General features: G+C 63.7%; 27 protein-coding genes. 17 read left to right on the top strand and 10 right to left on the bottom strand.

What is annotated here, in order from left to right; translation table 11 throughout:
- Positions 1-14: 14 nt before the first annotated feature.
- Entirely contained in the window at positions 15-1,385 is a 1,371-nt protein-coding gene (locus IC608_RS08550) for a glutamate--cysteine ligase (RefSeq protein ID WP_191774496.1), read from the bottom strand.
- A gap of 80 nt (positions 1,386-1,465) precedes the next feature.
- A complete protein-coding gene (locus tag IC608_RS08545; protein ID WP_191774494.1) occupies positions 1,466-2,215 on the bottom strand; it encodes a 16S rRNA (uracil(1498)-N(3))-methyltransferase in 750 nt (249 codons plus the stop codon).
- A 145-nt stretch (positions 2,216-2,360) separates the two neighbouring features.
- Between IC608_RS08545 and ubiA the strand changes: the two genes are divergently transcribed.
- Entirely contained in the window at positions 2,361-3,287 is a 927-nt protein-coding gene (gene ubiA / locus IC608_RS08540; protein ID WP_191774492.1) for a 4-hydroxybenzoate octaprenyltransferase, read from the top strand.
- Between the two features lie 110 nt (positions 3,288-3,397).
- Here the strand turns inward: ubiA and IC608_RS08535 are convergent, their stop codons facing one another.
- Entirely contained in the window at positions 3,398-3,913 is a 516-nt protein-coding gene (locus IC608_RS08535; protein WP_191774490.1) for a DUF6101 family protein, read from the bottom strand.
- A 274-nt stretch (positions 3,914-4,187) separates the two neighbouring features.
- Between IC608_RS08535 and IC608_RS08530 the strand changes: the two genes are divergently transcribed.
- Together IC608_RS08530 and IC608_RS08525 are read left to right on the top strand one after the other, a co-directional pair.
- A complete protein-coding gene (locus tag IC608_RS08530; RefSeq protein WP_191774488.1) occupies positions 4,188-5,027 on the top strand; it encodes a 3'(2'),5'-bisphosphate nucleotidase CysQ in 840 nt (279 codons plus the stop codon).
- Positions 5,028-5,041: 14 nt separating this feature from the next.
- Positions 5,042-5,290, top strand: a complete 249-nt coding sequence (locus IC608_RS08525) for a DUF4170 domain-containing protein (protein ID WP_191774486.1) — start codon at positions 5,042-5,044, stop codon at positions 5,288-5,290.
- On the opposite strand, the gene IC608_RS08520 is transcribed toward IC608_RS08525, so the two are convergent.
- Genes IC608_RS08520 through IC608_RS08505 form a run of 4 tightly spaced genes read right to left on the bottom strand, consistent with a single transcriptional unit; the run spans position 5,287 to position 9,264 of the window.
- Entirely contained in the window at positions 5,287-6,447 is a 1,161-nt protein-coding gene (locus IC608_RS08520; protein WP_191774484.1) for a glycosyltransferase family protein, read from the bottom strand. The genes IC608_RS08525 and IC608_RS08520 overlap by 4 nt on opposite strands.
- Positions 6,448-6,449: 2 nt before the next feature.
- Positions 6,450-6,671 (bottom strand): DUF2093 domain-containing protein, encoded by a 222-nt coding sequence (locus tag IC608_RS08515; RefSeq protein ID WP_191774482.1) that lies wholly within the window; start codon positions 6,669-6,671, stop codon positions 6,450-6,452.
- 48 nt (positions 6,672-6,719) lie between these two features.
- Complete coding sequence (gene xseA, locus IC608_RS08510) at positions 6,720-8,336, bottom strand: exodeoxyribonuclease VII large subunit (protein ID WP_191774480.1); 1,617 nt, start codon at positions 8,334-8,336, stop codon at positions 6,720-6,722.
- Positions 8,337-8,376: 40 nt separating this feature from the next.
- Positions 8,377-9,264, bottom strand: coding sequence for a LysR family transcriptional regulator (locus IC608_RS08505; RefSeq protein WP_191774478.1), 888 nt, complete (start codon positions 9,262-9,264; stop codon positions 8,377-8,379).
- Between the two features lie 149 nt (positions 9,265-9,413).
- On the opposite strand from IC608_RS08505, the gene IC608_RS08500 reads away from it, so the two are divergent.
- A complete protein-coding gene (locus IC608_RS08500; protein WP_191774476.1) occupies positions 9,414-9,677 on the top strand; it encodes a hypothetical protein in 264 nt (87 codons plus the stop codon).
- A gap of 136 nt (positions 9,678-9,813) precedes the next feature.
- On the opposite strand, the gene IC608_RS08495 is transcribed toward IC608_RS08500, so the two are convergent.
- A complete protein-coding gene (locus IC608_RS08495; RefSeq protein WP_191774473.1) occupies positions 9,814-10,062 on the bottom strand; it encodes a PilZ domain-containing protein in 249 nt (82 codons plus the stop codon).
- Between the two features lie 8 nt (positions 10,063-10,070).
- A complete protein-coding gene (locus tag IC608_RS08490) occupies positions 10,071-10,583 on the bottom strand; it encodes an invasion associated locus B family protein (RefSeq protein WP_191774471.1) in 513 nt (170 codons plus the stop codon).
- Between the two features lie 317 nt (positions 10,584-10,900).
- On the opposite strand from IC608_RS08490, the gene coxB reads away from it, so the two are divergent.
- From coxB to IC608_RS08430, 12 genes are all read left to right on the top strand, one after another.
- Positions 10,901-11,818 (top strand): cytochrome c oxidase subunit II, encoded by a 918-nt coding sequence (coxB, locus tag IC608_RS08485; RefSeq protein ID WP_345890868.1) that lies wholly within the window; start codon positions 10,901-10,903, stop codon positions 11,816-11,818.
- Positions 11,819-11,834: 16 nt separating this feature from the next.
- On the top strand, positions 11,835-13,523 hold the full coding sequence (ctaD, locus tag IC608_RS08480; RefSeq protein ID WP_191774469.1) for a cytochrome c oxidase subunit I: 1,689 nt from the start codon (positions 11,835-11,837) through the stop codon (positions 13,521-13,523).
- Between the two features lie 65 nt (positions 13,524-13,588).
- Complete coding sequence (locus tag IC608_RS08475; RefSeq protein WP_428054909.1) at positions 13,589-14,518, top strand: heme o synthase; 930 nt, start codon at positions 13,589-13,591, stop codon at positions 14,516-14,518.
- A gap of 2 nt (positions 14,519-14,520) precedes the next feature.
- Positions 14,521-14,703 carry a hypothetical protein gene (locus IC608_RS08470; protein ID WP_191775498.1) on the top strand — a complete coding sequence of 61 codons (183 nt, stop codon included), beginning with the start codon at positions 14,521-14,523 and terminating at the stop codon, positions 14,701-14,703.
- Positions 14,703-15,266, top strand: coding sequence for a cytochrome c oxidase assembly protein (locus IC608_RS08465; protein ID WP_248306270.1), 564 nt, complete (start codon positions 14,703-14,705; stop codon positions 15,264-15,266). Before IC608_RS08470 ends, IC608_RS08465 begins: the two co-directional genes overlap by 1 nt.
- 3 nt (positions 15,267-15,269) lie before the next feature.
- Entirely contained in the window at positions 15,270-16,103 is an 834-nt protein-coding gene (locus IC608_RS08460) for a cytochrome c oxidase subunit 3 (RefSeq protein ID WP_191774465.1), read from the top strand.
- A 66-nt stretch (positions 16,104-16,169) separates the two neighbouring features.
- Positions 16,170-16,523 (top strand): DUF983 domain-containing protein, encoded by a 354-nt coding sequence (locus IC608_RS08455; protein ID WP_191774463.1) that lies wholly within the window; start codon positions 16,170-16,172, stop codon positions 16,521-16,523.
- Positions 16,520-17,287 (top strand): SURF1 family protein, encoded by a 768-nt coding sequence (locus IC608_RS08450; protein WP_191774461.1) that lies wholly within the window; start codon positions 16,520-16,522, stop codon positions 17,285-17,287. The genes IC608_RS08455 and IC608_RS08450 overlap by 4 nt, the downstream gene beginning before the upstream one ends.
- 75 nt (positions 17,288-17,362) lie before the next feature.
- A complete protein-coding gene (gene thrC / locus IC608_RS08445) occupies positions 17,363-18,757 on the top strand; it encodes a threonine synthase (RefSeq protein ID WP_191774460.1) in 1,395 nt (464 codons plus the stop codon).
- Between the two features lie 49 nt (positions 18,758-18,806).
- Positions 18,807-20,069, top strand: coding sequence for a M16 family metallopeptidase (locus IC608_RS08440; RefSeq protein ID WP_191774458.1), 1,263 nt, complete (start codon positions 18,807-18,809; stop codon positions 20,067-20,069).
- A gap of 4 nt (positions 20,070-20,073) precedes the next feature.
- The gene (locus tag IC608_RS08435) at positions 20,074-20,691 is read left to right on the top strand and encodes a GNAT family N-acetyltransferase (protein ID WP_191774456.1); all 618 of its coding nucleotides are present in this window, start codon (positions 20,074-20,076) and stop codon (positions 20,689-20,691) included.
- 197 nt (positions 20,692-20,888) lie between these two features.
- Positions 20,889-23,777, top strand: coding sequence for a putative bifunctional diguanylate cyclase/phosphodiesterase (locus IC608_RS08430; protein WP_191774454.1), 2,889 nt, complete (start codon positions 20,889-20,891; stop codon positions 23,775-23,777).
- Here IC608_RS08430 and IC608_RS08425 read toward each other — a convergent pair whose 3' ends face one another.
- Entirely contained in the window at positions 23,778-24,395 is a 618-nt protein-coding gene (locus IC608_RS08425; protein WP_248306269.1) for a YqgE/AlgH family protein, read from the bottom strand.
- 75 nt (positions 24,396-24,470) lie between these two features.
- Here IC608_RS08425 and IC608_RS08420 point away from each other — a divergent pair, with 75 nt between their 5' ends.
- Positions 24,471-25,283, top strand: coding sequence for a protein-disulfide reductase DsbD domain-containing protein (locus IC608_RS08420; RefSeq protein ID WP_191774450.1), 813 nt, complete (start codon positions 24,471-24,473; stop codon positions 25,281-25,283).
- Positions 25,284-25,332: the final 49 nt, after the last annotated feature.

Raw genomic sequence — 25,332 nt, 5'->3', positions numbered from 1 at the left:
GGAACGCTCCCGCCCTACATCTCGGCTTCGCGGAAAATCGGCGTTACATCCTCGTTCCATTCGCCGTGGAACTTCTCGAGCCAGCGTTGCGCGGGGGACTTGCCGGTGCGGATCGTTGCTTCGAGGGGCGCGAGGTGGATGGTTTCGTCGCGGCCCTGGGCGTTGAGGCGGGCGCGGCGGACAAGGCCTGCTTCGGCGATGCCCACGGCCTGGGCGGCCACGTCGAAGATGGCCGAGCGGCCGAATGGGGTGGCAAGACCGAGCCGGGGGACCTCGCGGCGCAGATAATCACGCTCCTCTTCGGTCCACTCCTTGACGAGCTCCCAGGCCGCTTCGAGCGAAACCGGGTCATAAAGCAGCCCGGTCCAGAACGCCGACAGCGCCACCACATGGGCCTGGTCGCCCATGTCGGCGCCGCGCATCTCGAGGAACTGCTTGAGCCGGACCTCCGGGAACAACGTCGAAAGATGGTCTTCCCAGTCCTTGATCGTCGGCTTTTCGCCCGGCAATTGCGGCAGGTTGCCCTCGAGAAAGTCGCGGAAGCTCTCGCCCGCGACATTGACGTACTTCTTGTCGCGAATGACGAAGTACATCGGCACGTCGAGCGCATAGTCCGCGTATTGCTCAAAGCCGAAACCCTCGTCGAAGGCAAAAGGCAGCATGCCGGTGCGATCGTCGTCGGTGTTCAGCCAGATCTGGCTGCGGAAGCTGAGGTAGCCGGTGTCCCGGCCGTCGGCGAAGGGCGAATTGGCAAACAGCGCGGTCGCAACGGGCTGCAGGCTGAGCGCCACGCGCAGCTTGCGGACCATGTCGGCCTCGCTGGCGAAGTCGAGGTTCACCTGCACCGTGGCCGACCGATACATCATCGACGTGCCTAGCGTGCCGACCTGATCCATGTAGCGCGTCATGATCGCGTAGCGCGACTTCGGCATGGAGGCGATGGTCTTGACGGGCCACAGGGGAGTTACGCCGAGGCCCAGGAAGTGAATGTCGAGCGGCTTTGCCACGGCCTTGGCGACGCGCATGTGCTCGTCCATTTCCGCGGCGGTGCCGTGCAGATCCTCCATGGGCGCACCGGACAGTTCGAACTGCCCGCCGGGCTCCAGCGAAATGCCACCGGCGATTTCGTGGTTGCGCAGGCCGATGGGGTTGTCCCCGTCGTAGAACGGCACCCAGCCTGTTTCTTTCTCGATGCCGGCCAGCAAAGCGCGGATGCCGTTCTCGCCTTCATAGGCCACCGGGTGCAGCGGATTGGTGTGGAACACGTGCTTTTCGTGTTCGGTGCCGATGCGCCATTCGCTCTCGGGCCGGCAACCTCGCGCCATCGCCTCGATGAGGTCGGCCCGCGATTCGATTAGAGGCGAGGGGTGGTCGTCGCCGGCCATGGTGTCCTCTGGGTTGAGGGTGGTCTGAACTGCTTTTGGGGCGCGAACATAGCGAGCGCAAGGCGGAAAGCAATCGCGATTTATCGCCAATCGCCGATGGTCGCCTGGATGCAGGCTAGCGCAGCCACCGCCGCGGTATCGGCGCGGAGGATACGCGGCCCCAAACTGATGGGCACAACGTAGGGCTGGGCCCGAAGGTTCTCCCGCTCCTCCGGAGAAAAACCGCCCTCGGGTCCGATGAGCAACCCCACGCGCTGGCCTTCCAAAGCCTTGAGCGTCTCGATCGGTGAGGCCGATGCCTCCCCTTCGTCGGCAAAGATCAGCCGGCGGTCGCCGTGTTCAGCCGTCCAGCCGGCGAGCAGACGGCTCAACGTCGTCTCCGGCACAATGTGGGGGACGCTCAGGACCTCGCACTGTTCCGCCGCCTCGATGGCGTTCGCCGTCATGCGCTCGCCCTTGAGGCGGTGGACCTGCGTGTACTCGGTCATGATGGGCTGGATGAGGCCGGCCCCCATCTCCACCGCCTTCTGGATGACGTAGTCCAGACGCTCGGACTTGAGGGGCGCAAAGCCATACCAGAGGTCAGAAACGGGGGTTTGCGGCGCGATCTGCTCGACGACACGGAGGTGCACGGCCTTCTTGCTGTCGCCGATGAGGCGGCACAGCCACGCCCCGTCCCGGCCATTGAAGAGCACGACGTCGTCGCCCACGGACTTGCGCAGCACGGCCGCGAGGTAGAGCGACTGGTCCTTGCCCAGCGTCAGTTCGGCATCAGGAGCAAGTGCGGCTTGGACGAAGAGGCGCTGCAGGTGGGCGTAGCTACGGGGCATGGTGCGCGTGTACCGCGAAACGGGGCCGCACGAAAGCCGGCTTCGGCCTTTCCCGCCATGCTCCTGCAAGGCGAGGCCGGGCAGGGGGTGGCAAGGCTCGGCGCAGACCACTATGACTTCCCAAAACCTTCTACGCGGTGCCACCATGACCACTCCCTCCGGAACCGTCGCCGATGCCGGCCAGGACAACTGGCTCGACCGGTATGCGCCTGACCCGATCAAGCCCTATGGGCGCCTGGCCCGTTGGGACCGGCCGATCGGATTCTATCTGCTGTTCTGGCCCTGCGCCTGGGGAATCGGCCTGGCCGCCAACGCCAACCCGGCGATGGGGTTCGGATGGTGGGCCGCCATTTTGATGTTCGTGGGCGCCATCCTGATGCGCGGCGCCGGCTGCACCTTCAACGACGTCGTTGATCGCGACATCGACGCCCAGGTGGCGCGGACCCGCTCCCGGCCGATCCCGTCGGGACAAGTCACCACGAGACAGGCCTTCGCCTTCCTGATCGCCCAGGCCTTGCTCGCCGCCATCATTCTGGTCCAGTTCAACGCCTTCACCATCGCCGCCTGCATCGGATCGCTGGTGCTGGTCGCGATCTACCCCTTCATGAAGCGCATCACCTGGTGGCCCCAGCTCTTTCTCGGTCTCGCCTTTTCCTTTGGCGCGTTGGTCGGCTGGTCGAGCCAGACCGGGAGCCTCGACTGGCCGCCGATCCTTGCCTATGTCGGCACCATCCTCTGGGTCATCGGTTACGACACGATCTATGCGCTGCAGGACATCGAGGATGATGCCCTGGTGGGGGTAAAGTCCACCGCGCGCCTCTTCGGCCCCAATGTTCGTGCCGTCGTCGCGGTTCTCTACGCCGGGGCCTATGTCTTGTGGAATGCCGCCGCGCTGCTTGCCGGAACCGGCGTCATCTTCGCTACGCTGGCCCTGGGTGCAGCGGGCCTCCTCGCCTGGCAGTTGGGGACGCTGGACATCGAACGGCCGAAAAACCCGTTCCAGCGCTTCTACAACAACCACTATGTGGGGATGATCTTGACGCTGGCCCTGCTCGCGGACTGGGTGTGGTAGCAGGCTGGCGGCACATCCCTCAACGCAGGAACCGGGCGTGTCGCAAAAGCCAAAGGGGCCGACCGCACCACCGGTCGACCCTTCTGGACCTGCTTTGGAGGCAGAGGTAACTAGTTGAGTTCGGCGTTGCCGGGCTTGCGGCGGTTGAGGAACCGCGGCCGCCGCGCGGCCTCGGCCGCCAGTTTGCGGCGCGGAGCAGGGGTGCTGACCATAAGCCCGTCGACTTGCTGGCTATAGGGCAGATAGGCGCCGTCGCCCGCCTTGATGAACAGCGGCAGGCGCAATTTCTTGCCCCAGTTCTGCCATTCCGCGACGACGTTATGGTTGCCCTCTTCCTCGAATACCTTGTAGTTCAACCCGGCGTCCGAATGGACCAGTTCGATGCAGCTGGTGAGCACGCCCTCTTCCGAAATCGTCGTCGCCACGGCAACGCCGATGAATTCTGCCACCGGCACCTTGATCTTGACCGAGACGCCGCTCTGCTCGAGCTGCTTGCGCACCGTAACGGTCTTGACCGGCTCCCGCGGCCCATTGTCGTTTGCCGCCATGAAGCGGCGTTCTGCAACGGCCGGGCGGCCGAAGGCGAGAACGACGGATGATCCTTCCATCAGGACGCCATGAACCATTTTTGATGCCTTCCTGTAACTTCGAGAGCTGGTTTTTTCCGGCTCGTTTTGTGAGGCCAATCTAGCGCGGCCTATTACCTGCCACCTTAATCGGTTCGGTTAAGTTTATCTTGTTTTCCGAGACGGTTAGCGGGTTGTTGCACTCGGTTACAGGCAGTTAACCGCACCCGCTGCGAGCCTGTTTACCCTAAGAAATGTCGGGCGGTGCCGGCCAAGGTTTTCGGCGGGACGACAAACCCTTGTCCAAACCCTTGAGCGGGCCTAAAAGCCCGCCATGCCGGCATCCTTCCCGCCCTACAGCGATGATCTCAACCTGCTGCGCTCCAGCGCGGTCTCGGCGGGCATTATCGCCTCGAGCTACTTCCGCAAGGACGTCAAATCCTGGACGAAGGATAACGCCTCGCCCGTCAGCGAGGCCGATATCGTCGTCGACCGCTTCCTTGCCGCAAACCTGCTGGGCGCGCGGCCCAGCTACGGGTGGTTGAGCGAAGAGACCGTCGACAACCCCAGCCGTCTCGAATGCGATCGCGTCTTCGTCGTCGACCCTATCGACGGCACGCGCGCCTTTCTGCGCGGGGAGGACTGCTGGACGGTTTCCCTCGCGGTGGTGGAAAACGGTGTCGCCGTAGCGGGAGTGGTCTATGCACCGGCCCGCGACGAACTCTACGACGCGGTCCTGGGCGGGGGAGCGCGACTCAACGGGCAGGCGCTGCAGCGCCGCCGCCGCGCCGGCAGCGCGCCGGTGATCCCCGCGCCTGGCGCCGTGCATCAGGAAATGCAGGCCAGCGGCCTCACCTATGCTCGCGGCCCGGCCTACCCTTCGCTTGCTTATCGCCTGGTGCAGGTTGCCACGGGAAAGCTGGATGCCGCAGTGGCCCGGCGCGGCAGCCAGGACTGGGATATCGCCGGCGCCGACATTATTCTTAAGGAAAGCGGCTTTTCGCTGCAGGATGTCTGCGCCGGGCCCCCACGATACAACAAGCGTGATGTGCGCCACGGGGCGCTTGCGGCGCTGGGCGACATGAGCCTAAAACCCCACGTCCATGCGGCCCTGATCAAGGTTTACGGCTGCCCTGCGGTCCCTTCCGATCAGGTTTCCCATCCCAGTTCATGAGCACAGGCAAGACCATGGCCGAAACAAGCGACAAGCAACTGCTGCACCTGGTGATTGGTGGAGAACTGTCCAGCCTCGAAGGCGTGACGTTCTCCAACCTCCACGAAGTCGACATCGTGGGCGTCTATCCCAACTACGCTTCCGCCTATAACGTCTGGAAGCAGAAGGCGCAGATGACGGTGGACAGTGCACAGACGCGCTACTTCATCGTGCATCTGCACCGCCTGCTCGACCCGCAGACCGGCAAGACCGAGACCGCCTAGGCGCTTTCGGTGACGAGGCCGAGGGCCTCGAATATGGCCGACAAGGCGCCCGGCCCCCCGATCCGCTCGCGGCCGAGCGTGCCCAACCGGCCACGCTCGGCCATGTCGCCCAAAAGCCGCCCCAGGCACTCCGAGATGTCCGCGGCCTTCGGCGCGACCACCTGCCGGGCGTCGCCGAAGAGCTTCTGCTCGTCCTCGAACCGGGAGCGCCGGTCGCGCGCATTGACGAAGGTCACCACCGGCACGCCGAGGCCGAGCGATTGGACGCTCGCCGTTCCCGCCTGGCTCAGAACCAGGTCCGATGCCGCCAGCAGATTGCCCATCGCCCGGCCGCGCGCCATGTGCACGGTGATCGAGCCATCGGAGAGTTCGCCCAGATCGTCCGCTTCGCCGCTCAGCATTGCGGTGCGGTGAAGACCGGCCGCGCGCGCCAGATCTTCGACACTCACGCTGCCGGCAACAGCGACGAACGCATCTGGCCGCAGCTCTTCCGGCAGTGCTCTGAGCGCCGCGACCTGCAGCGAGAAGCTTTCCGCCGTCAGCGCGCGGCTTCCCGGCAGAAGCGTCACCGCCGCGCGACGCGTCCGGCGAGCGGCAGCGTCGTAGTCGCCGTAGGGGATGGTGTCCATCATGAGATTGCCCACGCATCGGGCGTCGACGCCAGCCTTGCGCAGTTTTTGGGCGAGGCTGGTCGAGCGGCAGAAAACCAGGCTACAAGCCTGCTTGATGGCCCAGCACTCCGCCTTGGAATAAAGCCGCGCCGAACCCGTCTTGTAGACGTCGATGTAAACGAGGTCGCGATTGCCCGTGCCAAGGCAGGCGAGGACGCCCACCATGTCGCCGACGACGACAATCCGGTCATACTTGCCGCGGATGCTGCGCAAGAACCGCAGGGCGGGCGGCACGGTCAGCAAGCCCCCATTGACGATGTCGCGGCGCAGCGAGCCCTTGACGTTCCGCCAGCCTTCGGAGGCCAGGGTGGCGCGCGGCCCGACGATCGGGCACACATTGTCATAGGCCTTGCCACTGCCGATCATCGGAAAGGCTTCCGCCGATATGCTCGGGGGTAGCCGCGCAATCACCTGCGCCGCAATGGCATCTTCGCCGTGACCGTTGGAAATGACGAGGTAGCGTTGACGCGCCGCCAGCCCCGTCACTGTCAGTTGCCTCTGCCGAAGCGTTCGAACGCCTGGTGGGCAACGGTGGCGTCGGCATAGGGCTCCTGCCGGTCCACGCTCCAATAGAACAATTCATCGAGCGGGATCGGTTTGCCGGTGATTGCGCAGCGCACGAAGCTTCCGGGCTTGAGCACCACGTAATCCCCATCGAGATAGCGTAAAGTGGCTTCGGCTGGGGAAAACCCCTTATCGAAAAGGTTCATGACCACCTCCTTGCGACAGGCTTTTCATATAGCGGAGCCGGCTGCCCCTCAAAAGAGGCTTTCCTGCGACCCATCGTCGGCCGGCGGGCGCGCCCCCTTGCGGCGGGGCGCCGGAGCGCCGCCCACCACGGCACCGATCTCGCCTTCGGCAAGGGTGATGCGCAGCGCATCCCCCGGACTGAGCTGGTTGGCAGCGGTGATCACCGCTCCCGCCTCGTCCTGCACCAAGGCATAGCCGCGCGCGAGAACGTTCCGGTAGCTGAGGCTCTCCAGAAGCTTGCCCGTCTGCTCGAGCCGCTGCCGCCGCTGCGCCAGAAGCGTGCCGGAGCACTGATTGAGCCTCTGCGCGAGCGGATCGAGCTTTGCTTGCGTATGGCGGAGCTCGGCCCGGAGGGGCTGGAGGCTGAGGCGCGGTGCGACCTTCTCGAGCAGCGCCCGCTTTCGTTCGTTCGATTGCCCCACGGCTCCCGCCAGACGTGCCGCGCAGGGGTCGTATCTGAGGCGCGCTTTGTCGACGGTCTTGACGAGCCCGCCTTCAGCGTGGCGGGCCAGGTTCGCGAGCCGTTCGGACAGTTCGGTCTTGCGTTGGCGGAGAAGGCGGGGCTGCATCTGACTTGCGAGACCGGAGAAGCTGAGACGCCTGCCTTGCACGAAGTGCCTCAGCCCGCCGACGAGCTGGCTCGAGGCCAGATCGAGGCTTTGCCGCTGCGTTGCGATGAGATCGGCTGGCCGGGGCAGACCGGCTCCGGCTGCCCTGAGGCGATCGCGCAGACTGGCCACCTGCCGCCGCGCCGCCTGCCGGTGCCGCGCCCCCTGATCCTCGACATAGGCGATGAGTTCGGCGCGGACAGGAACGGCCGCTTCGGCAGCCGCGGTCGGCGTGGGCGCCCGCATATCGGAGGCATAGTCGATCAGCGTCGTATCGGTCTCGTGCCCTACGGCCGAGATGATGGGGATACGAGAGGCGGCAACGGCTCGCACCACCGCCTCTTCGTTGAACCCCCAGAGGTCCTCGATCGAGCCGCCGCCGCGGGCGACGATCAACAGGTCCGGCCGCGGGATCGCGCCGGTGTCGGACAGTCCGTTGAAGCCTTCGATGGCATTGACCACCTCCGCGGCGCAGGTGTCACCCTGCACGCGCACCGGCCAGACCACGACGTGGCTGGGAAACCGGTCCTCTAGCCGATGCAGAATGTCCCTGATGACGGCGCCCGTGGGCGAGGTGACCACGCCGATGACGCGCGGCAGATAGGGCAGGGGGCGCTTGCGCTCGCGGGCAAACAAGCCCTCTGCAAGGAGCTTCTTGCGCCGCTCCTCGAGCAGGGCCATCAACGCGCCCGCACCGGCGGGCTCGATGTTTTCGATCACGATCTGATATTTGGACGAGCGCGGGAAGGTCGTCAGTCGTCCGGTGGCGATGACCTCGAGGCCTTCTTCGGGCTTGAAAGCCAGGCGCGCATAGCTGCCCTTCCAGACGACGGCATCGATGGTTGCTGCGTCGTCCTTGAGCGTGAAATAGCAGTGGCCCGAGGAGTGCTGGCCGCGGAACCCGGAAATTTCCCCGCGCACCCTGACATGGCCGAATTCGTCCTCGACTGTCCGCTTCACCGCCTGGGCGATTTCGGAGACGGTAAATTCGGCGGCGTTGGTCAGAACCTGCGACATGGTCTTCTGGTGCGCCAATCACCCGTTTGGGTCAAGCGGGCTATTCGGCGGCTTCCGCCTTGGGTGCAACGTCGAGATTCCCCATCGACTGCACGATGTGGTTGGCCAGCGCGTCATAGATGCCGCCATAGGCGTGGCTGGCGCGCATCAGTGCAATCTGCGCATCGCCCAGACGGGGCAAGCCATGGCCTTCGCTCACCACCCGCATGCCCGGCTGCAGAGCGCTTTCGGGAAGAAAGCCCACGGCCAGGTCCGACAGCACCGCCGACGAGATGGCGGTCGCATTGGAGGAGGTGTAGGCGATCCGGTAGTCCTTTCCGGTCCGCTCCAGCGCCTCCATCGCGTCCTTGCGCCAGATGCAGCAGGAGGGCCCGCACGCGATGGCTATGGGTTCGCTGGCGAGCGCCCGGCCACCGTGGCTGGCGACCCAGAACATCTTTTCGGTGCGGAACAGTTCACCGAAATTCTGGTCCGTCCCTTGGGTGAAGACGATCAGGTCATAGCGCCCCAGTTTCATGCCCTCGAGCAGTTGCTCGGACGCCATGCAGGCGACGTCGACCGCGATTTTTGGATGGGTTCGCTGGAAGCTCGACAGAATCACCGGCAGCAGACGGACGGCGTAGTCGTCGGGCACACCGAATCGGATGGACCCGGCCAGGTCACCATCGTTGAAGTGGTCGAGAATCTCGGCGTTGGTGCGCAGCATCTTGCGGGCGCGCTCGTAGAGAACTTCGCCGTGATGGGTCAGGGTGACGCTGCGACCATCGCGGGAAAGCAGGGCATGGCCCAGGCGTTCTTCAAGGCGCTTGATCTGCATCGAGACCGCTGACTGGGTCTTGTTGACCCGGCGTGCGGCCTCGGTAAAACTGCCGCAATCGGCAATGGCGCAAAAGCTCTGCAACTGGTCGAGATCGAGCGGGGCCGTCATGGTGGGTCATCACTGAAATTCATCGAGAACATGAAATCTATTTGTTAGACGAATAGAAGTCCAGCAGGTTATCCCACGTTCATCGGCGCTTTAACGCGCCGGACGCCGGCCTCCCTCCGGCGCCCCCTCATGAGTTCTGGAGACGGATCATGGCTCTCTCGCTGTTCGGCGAGCGGTCCCTTTCGGCCGCGGCGCCTGTCAACCCGCTATACGCTCTTGAAATGTGGATTGGCCGGGTCCGAACCGCCCGTGCCCGGCGCGTCGCGCTGGAGCGTCTGCTCGAACTCGATCACTGCCGGCTGAGCGACCTTGGCATCAGTCGGGCCGACATCATGGACGCACTCGCCGCCCGTTCGGGCCTGACCCCGGGCATGGTGCTCAACGCGGCCCGCGCCCGCGCCTCGCGTCCCTGACAATTTCGGCCGCTACGGCGGCCGCTCACCCGTTGGCTCGAACACGAACATGCTTGTGCCATCTCCGGGCTGGTTTTGCCGCCAGCCTCGTTTCCTGACCAACTGCCGGGCCGTGACCACACGTGCCCGGCTTTTTTCAAGAGATGAAACGCACGCCGATTTCCTTTTCGGTGTGCCACGCCGTCTCGCATTGGAAGCGGCGCCCGTCATCAAGCGCCAGCTCGAACCGGTTCGGGACGCCCACGATGCTTTGCACGATCAGCTTCGCGCCGGTGTCCGACATGTTCCGCACGGTGCAACTGAAGGTCGAAAAGCCCTCGTTGAGGACGATCTTGGCGCCCTTGAGGGTCCTGTGGCGCTGCGTGTCGCGGTTGTCCTTGTTCATCTCAACCCTCAGGGCAGCGCCTCAAAGCCTTCCGCGAATCCTTCCAGCGATACGGGGATGCCAACGCCTTCTTCGGGTGTCTTGAACACGACAAAGATCGCGCTCTTGCCTTCGGAAAGCACCTTGACCAGATCGTCGTCCAGCTCGACTTCGGCGATGCAGCCGTTGGGCAGGCAGCGGACAAAGGCAACCCGTCCCATGTCCGTGCCATCGACATTGAGCCCAAGACCATTCGGCAGCAGGACGCCCAAGGGAGCCAGGACCCGCAGGAGGCGTGCCTCCCGATCGGCGGTGCGCAGCACGATCACGGAAAGCCCCACATTGGGCTGGTCCTCGGCGGTGACGTTCTGGATGATCGCGCACTGCTCGAAGCTGGCACCAGGTGGCGTGTCGCAGCTCATCTGCCAGTCACCATATTCGGCCTTGACCGTGCCCTGCGCCGAGGCGGGACTGGCCAAGAGTGCGCCGGACAATAGCAACAGGGCGAAAACCGCCCGCTTCACGATTGCCTTGGGGGTCATCACTTCTCCTGTCGACTCGGCCTGCGATCCGGGTGTGTTGTGTGTCTGACACTCGCTGCGCAGTGTCAACCAAAGGACCGGATTTGCGACCCGTTCTGATGATAAACTGCGGCGGCGTTAGGGCGCGCGGCGGGTGGGGGACACCAATTTGCCGCAGCCGTGGCAACGAATGCCGCAATAGACTCAGGTGCCGCGATATGATTTACGAGAAGAGAGTTTGCGCTCCGAGCTTGAGTCGGGGCGGCGTTAGCTATGCCGCTGTTTTGCCCCCTCATTCTCGGTGCCAGCCGCCAGAACAGCTGACAAGGGGGTATATGGTGACCGGGCAGTTCGCGAAGAAATTGGGCGCGGGTTTCGCAGCCCTGCTGACCATGGCGCCCGCCATGGCGGTCGCCCAGGAAGTGCCTCAGGGGCATCCGATGGCGGGTCAGGTTCACCTGCAGGAGTCGGTGACCCCTATCATGGATTCCATCGTGGCCTTCCACAATGGACCGCTGATGTGGACCATCTCGCTGATCGTGCTGTTTGTGCTCGCGCTCCTGGTCATCGTGATCCTCCGGTTCAACGCCAAGTCCAACCCGGTGCCTGCACGCTTCACCCACAATACGTTGGTTGAGGTGATCTGGACCGTCGTGCCGATCGTGGTGCTGATCATCATCGCCATCCCGTCATTCGGCGTGCTGTCCGATCAGCTCACGGTGCCGGACGGGCAGCGGAAGTACCTGGGCTCGAACATCTTCTCGTTCGGCGAGGTGGAGGTGCCCGCGCCGGAACTGACGGTGAAGGTTTCGGGCGAGCAGTGGTACTGGAACTACGAATATGTGGATGAAGGCGTCGCCTTCGACTCCAACATCCTGAACGACGAGCAGCGCCCGCAGATCAAGCCGAACCAGCCGCGGCTGCTGGCGGTGGATAACGAACTGGTTGTGCCGGTCGATACCACGGTGCGCGTGCAGGTGACCTCCAGCCCGTCCGGCGTCATCCACGCGTTTGCGGTTCCTTCGTTCGGCATCAAGATCGACGCCGTTCCCGGCCGCCTGAACGAAACGTGGTTCAACGCTCGCGAGACCGGTATCTATTACGGCCAGTGCTCGGAACTGTGTGGGAAGGACCATGCCTTCATGCCGATCGCCGTGCGCGTCGTGACTGCCGAGGAATACCAGGCGTTCATCGGCGCCTTCAAGGAAAGCCGTGACTACCAGGCCGCTGCAGCCACGCTGCCGGCGCTGAACTAAGGGTCAGGGGAGAAATATGACTGATACCGCTCACCTCGAAGCTCACGCCACCGGGCACGACGCGCATGCGCACCACGAGCCCACCGGCTGGCGCCGCTGGCTCTATTCGACCAACCACAAGGACATCGGGATCATGTACCTGGTGTTCGCCATCGTGACGGGGATCATCGGTGGCCTGCTTTCCGGCGTGATGCGCATGGAATTGCAGGAACCCGGCATCCAGATCTTCCACGGCCTGGCCGCGATGGTCTACGGCGTCGAAGGCGCCGCCGCGCTCGACGCTGGCAAGCAGCTCTACAACGTGTTCACCACCGCCCACGCCTTGATCATGGTGTTCTTCGTGGTGATGCCCGCAACCATGGGTGGCTTTGCCAACTACTTTGCTCCGCTGATGATCGGAGCGCCCGATACGGCCTTCCCGCGCATCAACAATATCGCCTTCTGGCTGTTGCCGCCGGCATTCATCCTGCTGCTGATGAGCCTGTTCTTCGAAGGCACCGCAGGGACCACCGGCTTCGGTGGCGGCTGGACCATTTATCCGCCGCTGGCAACCACCGGCCATCCCGGCCCGTCGCTGGATTTCGTCATTCTCTCGCTGCACATCGCAGGCGTGAGCTCCATCCTTGGCGCAATCAACCTCATCACCACCATTCTCAACATGCGCGCTCCAGGCATGACGCTGCACAAGATGCCGCTTTTCGCCTGGTCGGTGCTGGTGACGGCGTTCCTGCTCCTCCTGGCGCTGCCTGTTCTGGCCGGTGCCATCACCATGCTGCTGACGGACCGCAACTTCGGCACGTCCTTCTTCAAGCCCGAAGAGGGTGGGGATCCGATTCTCTTCCAGCATCTGTTCTGGTTCTTCGGGCACCCTGAAGTGTACATCATGATCTTGCCCGGCTTCGGCATGATCAGTCACATCGTTGCCACCTTCAGTCGCAAGCCGGTGTTCGGCTACATGGCCATGGCCTATGCGATGGTTGCCATCGGCTTCGTCGGGTTCGTCGTGTGGGCGCACCACATGTACACCACCGGGCTCAGCCTGGATGTGCAGCGGTACTTCGTGGCCGCCACCATGGTCATCGCCGTGCCGACGGGTGTGAAGATCTTCTCCTGGATCGCCACCATGTGGGGCGGCTCCATCACCTTCCGCACGCCCATCCTCTGGGCCATCGGCTTCATCTTCCTGTTCACCGTGGGCGGTGTGACGGGCGTGGTGCTGGCCAATGCCGGTGCGGACCGTGCCCTGCACGACACCTATTATGTGGTCGCGCACTTCCACTACGTGCTCTCGCTGGGCGCGGTGTTCTCGATCTTTGCGGGCTGGTACTACTGGTACCCCAAGATTTTCGGGTACATGTACTCGGAGTTCCTGGGCAAGCTGCACTTCTGGACCATGTTCATTGGCGTGAACCTGATCTTCTTCCCGCAGCACTTCCTGGGCCTCTCCGGCATGCCGCGCCGCTACATCGACTATCCGGATGCCTTTGCGCTGTGGAACCGCGTGTCGTCGGTAGGCTACTACATCACCTTCGTGGCCATGGTGATCTTCTTCTACGCGACCTGGGAAGCGTCGCGGAAGAAGCGCCCCGCAGGCGACAATCCGTGGGGTGAAGGGGCAACGACGCTGGAATGGACCTTGTCCAGCCCGCCGCCGTTCCACCAGTTCACGACACTGCCCAAGATCGACTCGACCAACGCGCACTAAGCGCGTTGGCACCGAACAAGCGGATCGCGCCCGGGCGCGGCCCGCTCCATAGAACGGAAGACCCAGTGGCCTATATCGACGACAGCAGCAGCATCAACGCCTTGGCGGGCGGCGCACGGGTAGAAGACTACCTGGCGCTGCTCAAGCCGCGCGTCATGTCGCTCGTGGTCTTCGTGGCCCTGGTCGGGATGTTGGTCGCACCGGGCGGTATCCATCCCGTCGTCGGCCTCATCGCCATCGCCTGCATTGCGATTGGGGCCGGCGCCTCGGGCGCCCTCAACATGTGGTACGATGCCGATATTGATGCCGTCATGAGCCGCACGCTCAATCGGCCTATCCCCGCCGGTCGGATCACGCGAGAAGAAGCACTTGCGTTCGGGCTTGTCCTCTCTGCCTTCTCCGTTGTCTTGCTTGGCCTTGCCACAAACTGGGTTGCCGGCGGCTTCCTCGCCTTCACCATCTTCTTCTACGCCGTCATCTACACGATGTGGCTCAAGCGCGCGACGCCGCAGAACATCGTCATCGGTGGCGCTGCCGGCGCCTTCCCCCCAATGGTGGGCTGGGCCGCGGTCACCGGTACGGCGAGCTGGGAAAGCTTTGTGCTCTTCCTCATCATCTTTCTCTGGACCCCGCCGCACTTCTGGGCGCTGGCGCTCTACAAGCAATCCGACTACGGCGCAGCCGGCATCCCCATGATGCCCAATGTCGCGGGAGAAGCTTCGACCAAGAGGCAGATCCTGGGCTATTCGGTTGTCCTCGCCCTGACGAGCCTCCTGCCGGTGGTGCTGGGGCTTTCCGGTCTGGTCTATGGCGCTGTTGCCGTCGTGACGGGCGCCTGGTTCGTTCATCTGGCCGTGCGATTGTGGCGCCAGCAGCAGAGTGGCCCGATGCGTCGCGCGGCGCGCGCTCTGTTCACCTTTTCCCTGAGTTACCTGTTCGTGCTGTTCCTGGCGCTGCTCGCCGACCACATCGTCTATCAGATGGGGGTGCTGTGACCATGGCCGCAGAACCAAGAACACCCCCCGAGCCGGCCATGTCGCCGGAGCAGGAAATCGCGTTCAAGGCGCGCCGCCGCAAGCGATCCGTGGCGCTGGCCATCGCCCTGGCCGTCTTCGCCATCACCTTCTACGTGCTCACCATCATCAAGATGGGGCCTTCCTTGTTTGACAGGACGCTGTGATGGCCGATACCGCCGCATCCCGTTCCATGCCGTCCGGCAACCGCAACAAGGGGGTTGCCCTCGCCCTTGGCGTCCTCGCGGTCGGCATGGTCGGCCTCGCTTTTGCAGCGGTGCCGCTCTACCAGATGTTCTGCAGTGTGACTGGTTACGGCGGTACCACCCAAGTGGCCGAGGCCAATCCCAAGGGCGTCATCGCCCGCGAGATGACCGTCCGGTTCGATTCCAACGTCGACAAGACGCTGCCCTGGACAGTCAAACCCGCTTCGCCGATCACCGACAAGATTGGCACCGTGGACACCGTCACCTACGTCGCCACCAACAATTCGGACAAGCCCATCACTGGCCAGGCCATATTCAATGTGGCCCCGGATCTTGCTGGCGTGTACTTCAACAAGATCGAGTGCTTCTGCTTCACCGAGCAGACGCTCCAACCGGGGGAGACGGTGGAAATGCCCATCGTCTTCTTCGTCGATCCCGATCTCGCTGACGATCGCGACCTTGCGACCGTCAAGGACATCACACTCTCTTATACCTTCTACGCTTCAGACAGTGAGGGAAGCTGAAACATGGCCGCCATTGAAAAGAACCATGATTACCACATGGTGGAACCCAGTCCGTGGCCGTTCGTCGGATCGGTTGCTGTGCTGGTTATGGCCATGGGCGCCATCTTCTGGATGCACCACTGGACACCGTGGGTCTTCTTCATCGGTCTGGTGGGCGTTCTTTATACGATGTTCGCCTGGTGGTCCGACGTGGTCAAGGAAGCCAATAACGGCCACGACCACACCCCGGTCGTGCAGATGCACCACCGCTACGGGATGATGCTGTTCATCGCCTCCGAGGTGATGTTCTTTGTGGCCTGGTTCTGGGCTTACTTTGACGGCTTCTTCCGCCTCGACGATGTCGAGCAATATGCCCGTGTCGCGGCAACCGGCGGGGCGTGGCCTCCGATGGGCGTCGAACTGTTCGACCCGTTCCACCTGCCGCTGTTCAATACGCTGATCTTGCTCACTTCAGGCACCACCGTGACCTGGGCGCACCATGCGTTGCTCGAAGGCGACCGGAATGGCCTCAAATACGGCCTGTGGCTTACCATTGGCCTCGGCGCCCTGTTCTCAGTCGTGCAGTTCATAGAGTATAGCCACGCGGGCTTTTCCTTCACCGGCGACTACTACGGCGGCAGCTTCGTGATGGCGACGGGCTTCCACGGCTTTCACGTACTGATCGGCACGATCTTCCTGGCTGTCTGCCTGATCCGCGCCTATCGGGGAGATTTTACGCCGCAGCGTCACCTGGGCTTCGAGTTCGCCGCCTGGTACTGGCACTTCGTCGACGTGGTGTGGCTGTTCCTCTTCGCCTCGATCTACGTGTGGGGCAGCTGGGGCGTGGCTGTCCACTAGCCCAAAGGGCACCTACTGCGAGGGGCGCGCCGGACGGCAGCGCCCCTTTTTTCTTGGAGGCGCATCATGAGCCAATCCAATGCTCTCGCCAACGGCATCGCCTGCCGTTGCCCGCGCTGCGGCAAGGGCAATCTCTTTTCCGGCTACCTGAAACTGACGCCCGCCTGCCCAGTGTGTGGGCTGGACTTCGCCTTCGCGGATAGCGGCGACGGTCCCGCCGTTTTTGTCATTTTCCTTGTCGCGCCAGTCATCGTCATTCTGGCGCTGGTCGTGGGATCGCTGGTCGCCATCCCGCCCTGGATGCATCTGGTCCTGTGGATTCCGGTTACCATCGTCCTGTCCATTGCGCTGCTCCCGCCATTCAAGGGCGTGCTGGTCAGCCTGCAATATCGACACGATGCGCATGAGGGTCACCAATGAACATTCCTGCCCGCCGAGGCCTGCATCTGGGGGATTGGCTGTTCGCGGCGCTGATGCTTGCTCTCGCCGTCGTCTGCGTCTTCCTGGGCACCTGGCAGGTGCATCGCCTAGCCGAAAAAGAAGCGCTGATTGCGGCCGTCGATTCCCGCCTCGATGCTGCGCCAATCCCGGTCCCTCCGGCCGCCGAATGGCCCTCGCTCGACGTGGATTCCCTCAGTTTCCAGCCGCTCTCGCTCACCGGGCGTTTCGCCTACGACCAGACCGTCACCGTCTTCACCAGCCTCGTCGAACCACGCGGCCAGTATTCCGGACCGGGCTATTGGGTGGTCACGCCTTTCATCCTGGCCGATGGCGGCACCGTCTTCGTCAATCGCGGCTTCGTGCCCCAAGAGATGCAGGAGCAGGCTGTGATGACCGGTCTGCCCCCCGCGACGCCCGGAACGGAGATGATAACCGGATTGCTTCGGCCACCCGAAACTGGCGGGTGGTTCGTGCCCGAAGCCAACATGTCGGACCGCATCGAATGGGTCCGCGACCCGCAGCGCTTGGCAAAAATGGCTGATCCGGCCTTGGCGCCATTCGCCCCCTTTACAGTCGATATGGCCGCCGGGGCGCCCGGCGAGCTGCCCCAGGGCGGGGAAACACTGGTCAGCTTTCCCAACAATCACTTCGGCTACGCCCTCACATGGTATGGCTTCGCGGTGGTGGCCGTAGTCATGCTGGTCTTCTGGCTCTGGCGGCAGGCTCGGCGGCCCGCGGCCTAGCACCCACCGCAAACCTTGCAGGCCGGGTCACGTTTGACTAGTTTGCGACAATTCCAGGAAGGGCACTCCCACCCTATGCAGTTTGTTTCCACGCGCGGTCAGGCGCCGGCGCTCAGTTTCTCTGACGCAGTTCTCGCTGGTCTTGCCGCCGATGGTGGCCTTTACGTTCCAAAGTCCTGGCCGCAGCTCACCCCGGCCGACATTGCCGATTTCGCGGGCAAACCCTATGCCGAGGTCGCCTATGCGATCATCTCTCGCTTCACCGGCGACGAGATTGCCGGCGCCACCCTGCGCTCCATCATTGACCGGGCCTATGCGGAGTTTCGCCACCCCTCCGTGGCGCCCCTTGTGGAACTCGAACCCAATCATTTTCTGCTCGAGATGTTTCATGGCCCCACGCTTGCGTTCAAGGACGTGGCGATGCAGTTCCTCAGCCGCATCATGGACCACATTCTGGGCGAGCGCGGCCTCAAGGCGAGCATCGTGGGGGCCACCTCAGGCGACACCGGTTCGGCCGCTATCGAGGCCTTCCGCGGCCGTGACACGACCGACATCTTCATCCTGCACCCAAGGGGCCGCACGTCCGAGGTGCAGCGCCGGCAGATGACGACGGTTCTGGACTCCAACGTCCACAACATCGCGCTTGAAGGCACGTTCGACGATTGCCAGGATGCGGTCAAAGCGATGTTCAACCACCACGCTTTCCGCGACCATGTGCGGCTCTCGGGCGTAAACTCCATCAATTGGGGCCGCATCGTCGCGCAGATCGTCTATTACTTTACGGCAGCGGTCTCGTTGGGAGCCCCGCATCGGGTCATCAACTTCACTGTGCCGACGGGTAATTTCGGCGATATCTTCGCCGGCTATTGCGCCAAACGGATGGGCTTGCCCATTGGCCAACTCGTCATCGCCACCAACGCCAACGACATCCTTCGCCGCACCCTGGAAACCGGGCGCTACGAAATGTCGGGGGTCGCGCCCACGATCAGCCCCTCGATGGACATCCAGATTTCCTCCAATTTCGAGCGGCTGTTGTTCGAAGCGGTGGACCGGGATGCCGACGTCGTCGGGCGCCTGATGGCGACCCTCAAGCAATCCCGCGGCTTCGATCTGCCCGAACAGGCGCTCGATGCCATAAGGCGTGAGTTTGCTGCCGGCACCACCGACGAAGCCAAGACACGCCGAACCATAGCCGAAACCTATCGGCGCGGCGGTTACCTTCTCGACCCGCACACCGCAGTCGGCGTCGGTGTCGCACGCGAGTTCGCCGGTACGGCGACGCCCATGGTGACGCTGGCGACGGCCCATCCGGCAAAGTTTCCCGCGGCTGTGGCCGAGGCATCCGGCGTCGAGCCCGCGCTTCCCGCCTGGTTGGGCGATCTCTATGAACGACCCGAGAGGGTCACCGTGCTGGCCAACGACCAGCAGATCATTGAAGACTTCATTGGGTCGCGCACGCGCGCGGCCTGACGAGCACGACAGGTCGCGCCGCGTCAGGCATCGATCCGGGAGAACCAGTTTGAGCGTAAGAACCACAACACTCGACAACGGCATGGTCGTGCTGACCGATGATATGCCTCACCTGGAAAGCGCTTCGCTCGGCGTTTGGGTCAAGGCCGGCGCCCGGTCGGAGCGCAAGACCGAGCACGGCATATCGCACCTGCTCGAACACATGGCGTTCAAGGGCACCAGCACCCGCACGGCGCTGGAAATCGCCGAATCCATCGAGAACGTCGGTGGCGATCTCAACGCCGCGACGTCCATCGAGCATACGGGGTATTTCGCCCGTGTCCTGAAGGAAGATGTTACCCTGGCTGCCGACATCCTGGCCGACATCCTCCAGAATTCGACATTCGACGACAATGAGCTGGCGCGCGAAAAGCAGGTCATCGTGCAGGAAATCGGCGCCGCCCGGGACAATCCGGACGACCACGTCTTCGATCTCTTCCAGCAGGCTGCCTATCCCACGCAGCCCATCGGCCGCACCATTCTGGGGACGGTGGATTCGGTGCGGGATTTCTCCTCCGACACCATCCGCAAATATATGCGCCGCAACTATGTGGGCGATCATATGGTCATCGCGGCCGCCGGCAATGTCGACCACGATGAGCTCGCGCGGGTCGCGGCCGACCGTTTTGGCGATCTGCAACCCAACGGGGCGCCAGCGCCGCAAAAGGCCGAATACCAAGGGGGTCAGGAGCGGCTGATTTCGGATCACGAGCAGGCACACATCGTGCTGGGGTTCGAAGGGCGCGCGTACCATTCCGACGGCTTCTATGCCGCCCAGGTGCTGGCTTCCATTCTCGGCGGCGGCATGAGCTCTCGCCTCTTCCAGGAGGTTCGCGAGAAGCGCGGCCTCTGCTATTCCGTCTACGCCTTTCACTGGGCCTTTGCCGATAGCGGCGTCTTCGGCGTCGCGGCGGCAACAGGCGAGGAGGAGGTGACTGAGCTTGTCCCCGTGGTCCTCGATGAACTGCGCCGGGCCACGGAAACCATCACCGACGAGGAAGTCATTCGGGTCCGCAACCAGATTCGCGCCGGCCTGCTGATGTCCCTCGAAAGCCCCTCCGCCCGCGCCGGGCAACTGGCGCGGCAGCAGATTCTGTGGGGCCGGCCCATCGCGATGCAGGAAACGGTCGAGCGCATCAACCGCATCACTGCCCAGCGCGTCCGGGAGGTCGCCGAGCAATTGTTTACCGGCGGCACGCCAACCCTGGCCGGCATCGGGCCGATCGATCAGCTTGCTGATGTCGAAAGCATCGGCGAGACGCTCAGGCGGTAACGCCATGCACTGGCCCTGGTCGTCGCCCACTCCGATGATTGCGCTGCAAGGGCCGCGCCTGACCTTGCGGCTGCCGCAAATGCGCGACTATGCCGCTTGGTATGCGCTGCGCCGGTCGAGCCACGCTTTCCTCAAGCCCTTCGAACCGCGCTGGACCGAGGCCGATCTCGCGCGCAGCGTCTTTGCGATGAGGGTCAAGCGGGCCCGCCAGGAAGCGGAGGCAGGAACCGACTACACCTTCTTCCTGTTTTCACGCGGCGCGCCCGAGGCTGTGCTCGTGGGCGGCATAACCCTCTCCAATATTCGCCGCCGTGCTGCCCAATTCGTCAACCTCGGCTACTGGATGGGACAGCCCTATGCCGGCAAGGGGCTGATGACGGAGGCCGTTTCCGTGGTCCTGCCGTTCATCTTCGATACGCTCGACCTGCATCGGGCGCACGCGGCGTTCCTGCCCACCAACACCGCCTCGCGCCGTGTGCTGGAAAAGAACGGGTTCGTCGAAGAGGGTTACGCCGAGCGCTACCTGCAGATCGACGGCCGCTGGGAAGACCACGTGCTGATGGGACTGACGCGCGAACGGTGGCAGGCCGGGGTGCACGGACAGCGCATGTGGGTCGCCTGACCCAGGCGTAGGCCTGTAGTGGGCGTTACTGGCGTTTTGCCCTTGTATCTTTTGGGTCACAGCCGACGATGCTTGTCGGCGCAGGCAATCTCCCGTACCAAGAAGCCACCCCGCCGGGAGGAAGAACCAGAAGGCGTTGCCGGGCCTACGCCGGAAGCCGCCACAATGAAGCCTAGCGCAGGATATAACTGCCCCAGATGCGTCCCCTTCTAGCACTCGCGACCTGGCTCGCGCTCGCGATTGTCACACTTGCCCCGGCGTCCGCATTCGAGGTGATCTCGGTTCCGGACGACGTCAATGCGGTGAACCTGTCGGACATCATCGAGGTCGTGCCGGGTGAGGATGGGAAGGTCCAGCTCTCCACCGCTCCCGATGCCGATGGCATCATCCGGCGCATCGAGGTGCTCGCGAGCGAACCCGGTACCAATCCGACTTTTGCGCTACTGGCCTTGCGCAATGACAGCGACCAGCAGATCGAGCGCCTGCTTGTGGCGCCATTCTTTCGCCTGCCCGGATCGGGTGTTTTTCAGCCTGACCTGGGGGCCCAGCGGATCACTGCCGTGACCCCAAGCGCCGGCATCCGCCCGGTTCGGACAGCCGACCCGGAGGCCGACGTTTTCGAGGTGACGCTCGACCCGGGAGCCACCATGACCTTGGTGGCGGAGTTGACGCACGGAACGCTGCCCGAGCTCTATCTCTGGCAGCCCAACGCGTACCGCGACTACATCAACGCCTTCACGCTGTTTCGCGGCGTGGTGCTGGGCGTCGCATCGCTCGCCTCGGTCTTTCTCACCATCATGTTCGTCGTCAAGGGGCGCGGCGTTTTCCCAGCCACGGCGGCCTTCGCCTGGGCCGTGCTGGCCTATCTGCTGATCGACTTCAGCCTCATGGGCCGAATTTTCGGCCTCGGTCCCGAAGGTGTGCAGCCGCTGCGCGCTGCAGCCGAGGCTGCCATAGCGACGACGCTGGCGGGTTTTCTCTTTATCTACCTCAATCTCCATCGCTGGCACCTGCGCTTCATACATCTGGCGCTCGGGCTGGCTGCCCTGTTCCTGGCGCTGTTCGGCTTCGCCTTCCTGCAACCGGCGATCGCGGCAACCATTTCCCGGCTGGTGATGGTCCTGCTCGGCGGCTCGGGCTTTTTCCTCATCCTCTTGCTGGCGCTGCGCGGCTATGATCGCGCCGTCCTGCTGGTTCCCACCTGGATCATCTACCTGGCGTGGCTCTTCTATAGTTGGATGGTCATCTCGGGGCAGGTCACCAACGATGTGGCCCAGCCCGCCGTTGCGGGGGGCCTGGTGCTGATCGTCATGCTCCTGGGCTTCACTGCGGTCCAACACGCGTTCTCGGAAGGCCAGGTGTCCATCGGCACTTTGAGCGAGGTGGAGCGGCGTGCGCTGGCCCTGACGGGCTCAGGGGATTTCGTTTTCGACTGGAATATCGACAGGGACAGGGTCAGCGTCAGCGACGAGCTTGCGACCCGGCTGGGAGAAAAGCGCGGCGCGTTGCGCGGCGCTATCAAGCGTTGGCTGGACCGCGTCCACCCCGACGATCGCGATCGCTTTCGGACGGCGTTCGACACCCTCGTCGAGTTGCGGCGCGGCAAGGTCTCGGCGGACATGCGGCTGGCCGGGCACGATGGCAGCTTCCGCACCTTCCGCATGCGCGTCAAACCTGTCCTTGGAGGCGACGGACAGGTGACCCGCATTGTGGGCACCCTGCAGGATGTGACGGAAGACCGGGCGGCACGCGCGCGCCTGTTGCACGACGCCGTGCACGACAGCCTGACCGGACTGCCAAACCGGCAGTTGTTCCTCGATCGTCTCGACCGGGCGCTGGTCCGGGCTCGGGCTCCGAACGGATCCAAGCCTGCGGTCTTCCTCATCGATATCGACCGCTTCATGGAACTTGAAGAGCGCATCGGCCACTCTGCCGCGGACTCGGTTCTGCTGGCCATCGCCAGGCGCGTCTCTCGCATCATGCGCCCGCTCGACACCCTGGCCCGCATCAGCGGCGACCAGTTTGCCGTGATCCTGGCCTCTGAACAGGCGGCTTCGACCATTGCCGATACCGCTGAACAAATCCGCAAGGCGCTCAAGGCTCCGTTCAACTTCGGCGACCGGGATCTCACCCTGACGGCCTCGATTGGCGTTACCATCTACGACAGCAATCCCGCAACGCCCGCCGATGTGCTGCGCGATGCCGAACTGGCGATGTATTACGCCAAGCGCCTCGGCGGCGATCGCATCGAGGCGTACCGGGCGTCTGCCCGCTCGATCTCGGCCTACAACAAGGCCAGTGAGGAAGACCTCGAACGGGGCATGAAGCAGGGCGAGCTGCATGTGCAGTTCCAGCCCATCATGGACATCCAGACCGGGCAGATCGCGGGCGCTGAAGCGCTCATGCGCTGGACCCATCCGACCCGCGGCATCGTGACGCCCGACGAGTTCGTGCCGCTCGCTGAGCGGTCGGGGCAGATCGAAAAGCTCGGGCGTCTGGCTTTCGAGCAATCCGCCTCGCAAGCGCGCGACTGGATGAAGACGATAGGATTGCCGGAGGGCTTCTTTCTTTCGGTCAACCTCTCGCCCAGTCAGTTAGCGACCGAAAGCCTGCTGAGCGACATGCGGAGCCTATTGGCTCAGGACCGGACCCTTGCGGGGCATTTGAAGCTCGAGGTGACGGAAAGCCAGGTCATGACCAACCCGGAGCACTCCGCCTTCATGCTCGAGGCGCTGCGCAACCTGGGCGTTGGCCTGGCGCTCGACGACTTTGGCACCGGCCACTCCTCCCTCAGCTATCTGCACCGCTTTCCGGTTGATACCATCAAGATACCGGCGCCTTTTGTCCGCCTTAACGCCGATACCGGCATCGCGCAGACGCAGTCGCCGATCATCCGCGCGATCATGGGACTGGCCAGCGATCTGGAACTGATGGTGGTTGCTGAAGGGGTCGAGACGCTCGACGAGATCGAGCGCCTGCGCCAACTGGGATGCCGCTACGCGCAGGGGTTCGCCTTTGGCGCCGCCATGACCGGACCGGAATTGGGCCGCAAGCTGACAGCACAGATGGGCGCCAGGAACGCCTGACTATCCGTGCCCCGCTTCGGTGCTGAGGGAAGCGCGCGTGATGTTGAGGCTGGCCAGGGCATGCTCGTATCGCTGCTCGACCGGAACGCTGAACAGCAGATCCCGATCGAAGGGCGCCGTCAGCCAGCCATTTGCACCGATTTCCGCTTCCAATTGCCCGGGGCTCCAGCCGCAGCAGCCCAGGGCAAAGAGATAGGCGTTGGGCGCGGGGCCGAAGGCCATGGCCTTGAGGATATCGAGCGTCGCCGTCAGGCCGATGTCGTCGGTGACCGGATAGGTGTTGCTGGAATGATAATCGGCCGAATGGATGACAAAGCCGCGGCCTTTTTCCACCGGGCCGCCGCGCATCACGGCGCGCTCGCGGATGCTGTCTGGCAGGCGGATCACCGCATCAGGGTCACCCAGATCGAGTTCGTCGAGAATGTCGGCGAAGCGCACCTCGGCAAGCTCGTGGTTGACGACCAGCCCCATCGCCCCTTCCGACCCGTGACCGACGATCAGGATCACGCTTTCGGCGAAGCGTTCATCCACCATGTCCGGCATGGCGACCAGAAATTGTCCTTCAAGCGAGTTCATGCCACCAAGTGTAAGGTGCGGAAGCGACAATTCCAAGCACATGTGAGCCTCGGCTCACGAAGCCCTGATCTGCCGTCAGCTATTCCTTCACCATATGCTGCGCTAAATGGCTCACTCATGCGTGCGCTATCGGTTCTCTTTGCTGCTGTATTGTTCGCCCAACCCGTAATGGCCGGCGAAACCCCGTGGCAGGAAGTTGCCCCGGGCGTGAAGCTGCGCCTGATCAGCACCGGTGTCGTCGACGCGGACGGCACCACCCGTGCGGCCATCGAAATCGATATGCCGCCGAGCACCAAGACCTATTGGCGCGTGCCGGGAGAGACTGGCCTTCCCACCGAACTCGACAGCTCCGGATCGAGCGGCGTTGCAGCGGTGGCTATTGACTGGCCATATCCCGTGCGGGATGCGCAACAGGGCTATCTCGACTACGTCTATTATGGGCACACTGTCCTGCCGCTGACCATCGAGGCGCAGGACCCCGTGCCCAGGCTCGAGCTTGCCGCCGTTCTTGGCATCTGTTCGGACATCTGCATTCCGGCGCAGGCAAGCTTTTCCCTGCCGCTCCAAGACGCTGCGCCGGACCGTCCGAACGGACTGCGCATCCGGCAGGCATTGGCCGAGGTGCCGATTGCGTGGGAGGAGGGGGAGGCGCCGCTCGGGGGCATGCGCTGGGCGCCGGACGGTGACGGCCTGGTGGTCGAGCTCTCGGACCCGGACGTCGATCCCGATAGCCTCATCGCCAGTGCCGGGGAGGGTGGCCTCCTGTTCGGCGCGCCGCAAAAAAGCCTGCAAGGCGACCTAGTCGTCCTTCCTATCTTGGGCAAAACCGACAATAGTGCCCTCCATGGCCTGAACGTGCGGATTGCGTTCATGACCTCGAGGGGACCTTTCGAAGTTATCGGCACGCCAGTCGCGCCGCCGAAAGGGTAAGGTACAGGCGCAGGGCCGACAGGTCTTGTGTGCGGGGGCAAAGCCGCCT

Source organism: Devosia oryzisoli (assembly GCF_014837245.1).
Classification (GTDB): Bacteria; Pseudomonadota; Alphaproteobacteria; order Rhizobiales; family Devosiaceae; genus Devosia; species Devosia oryzisoli.
Note: the sequence above shows the minus strand (reverse complement) of the source record. Positions and strands in the feature narration are given on the sequence as shown.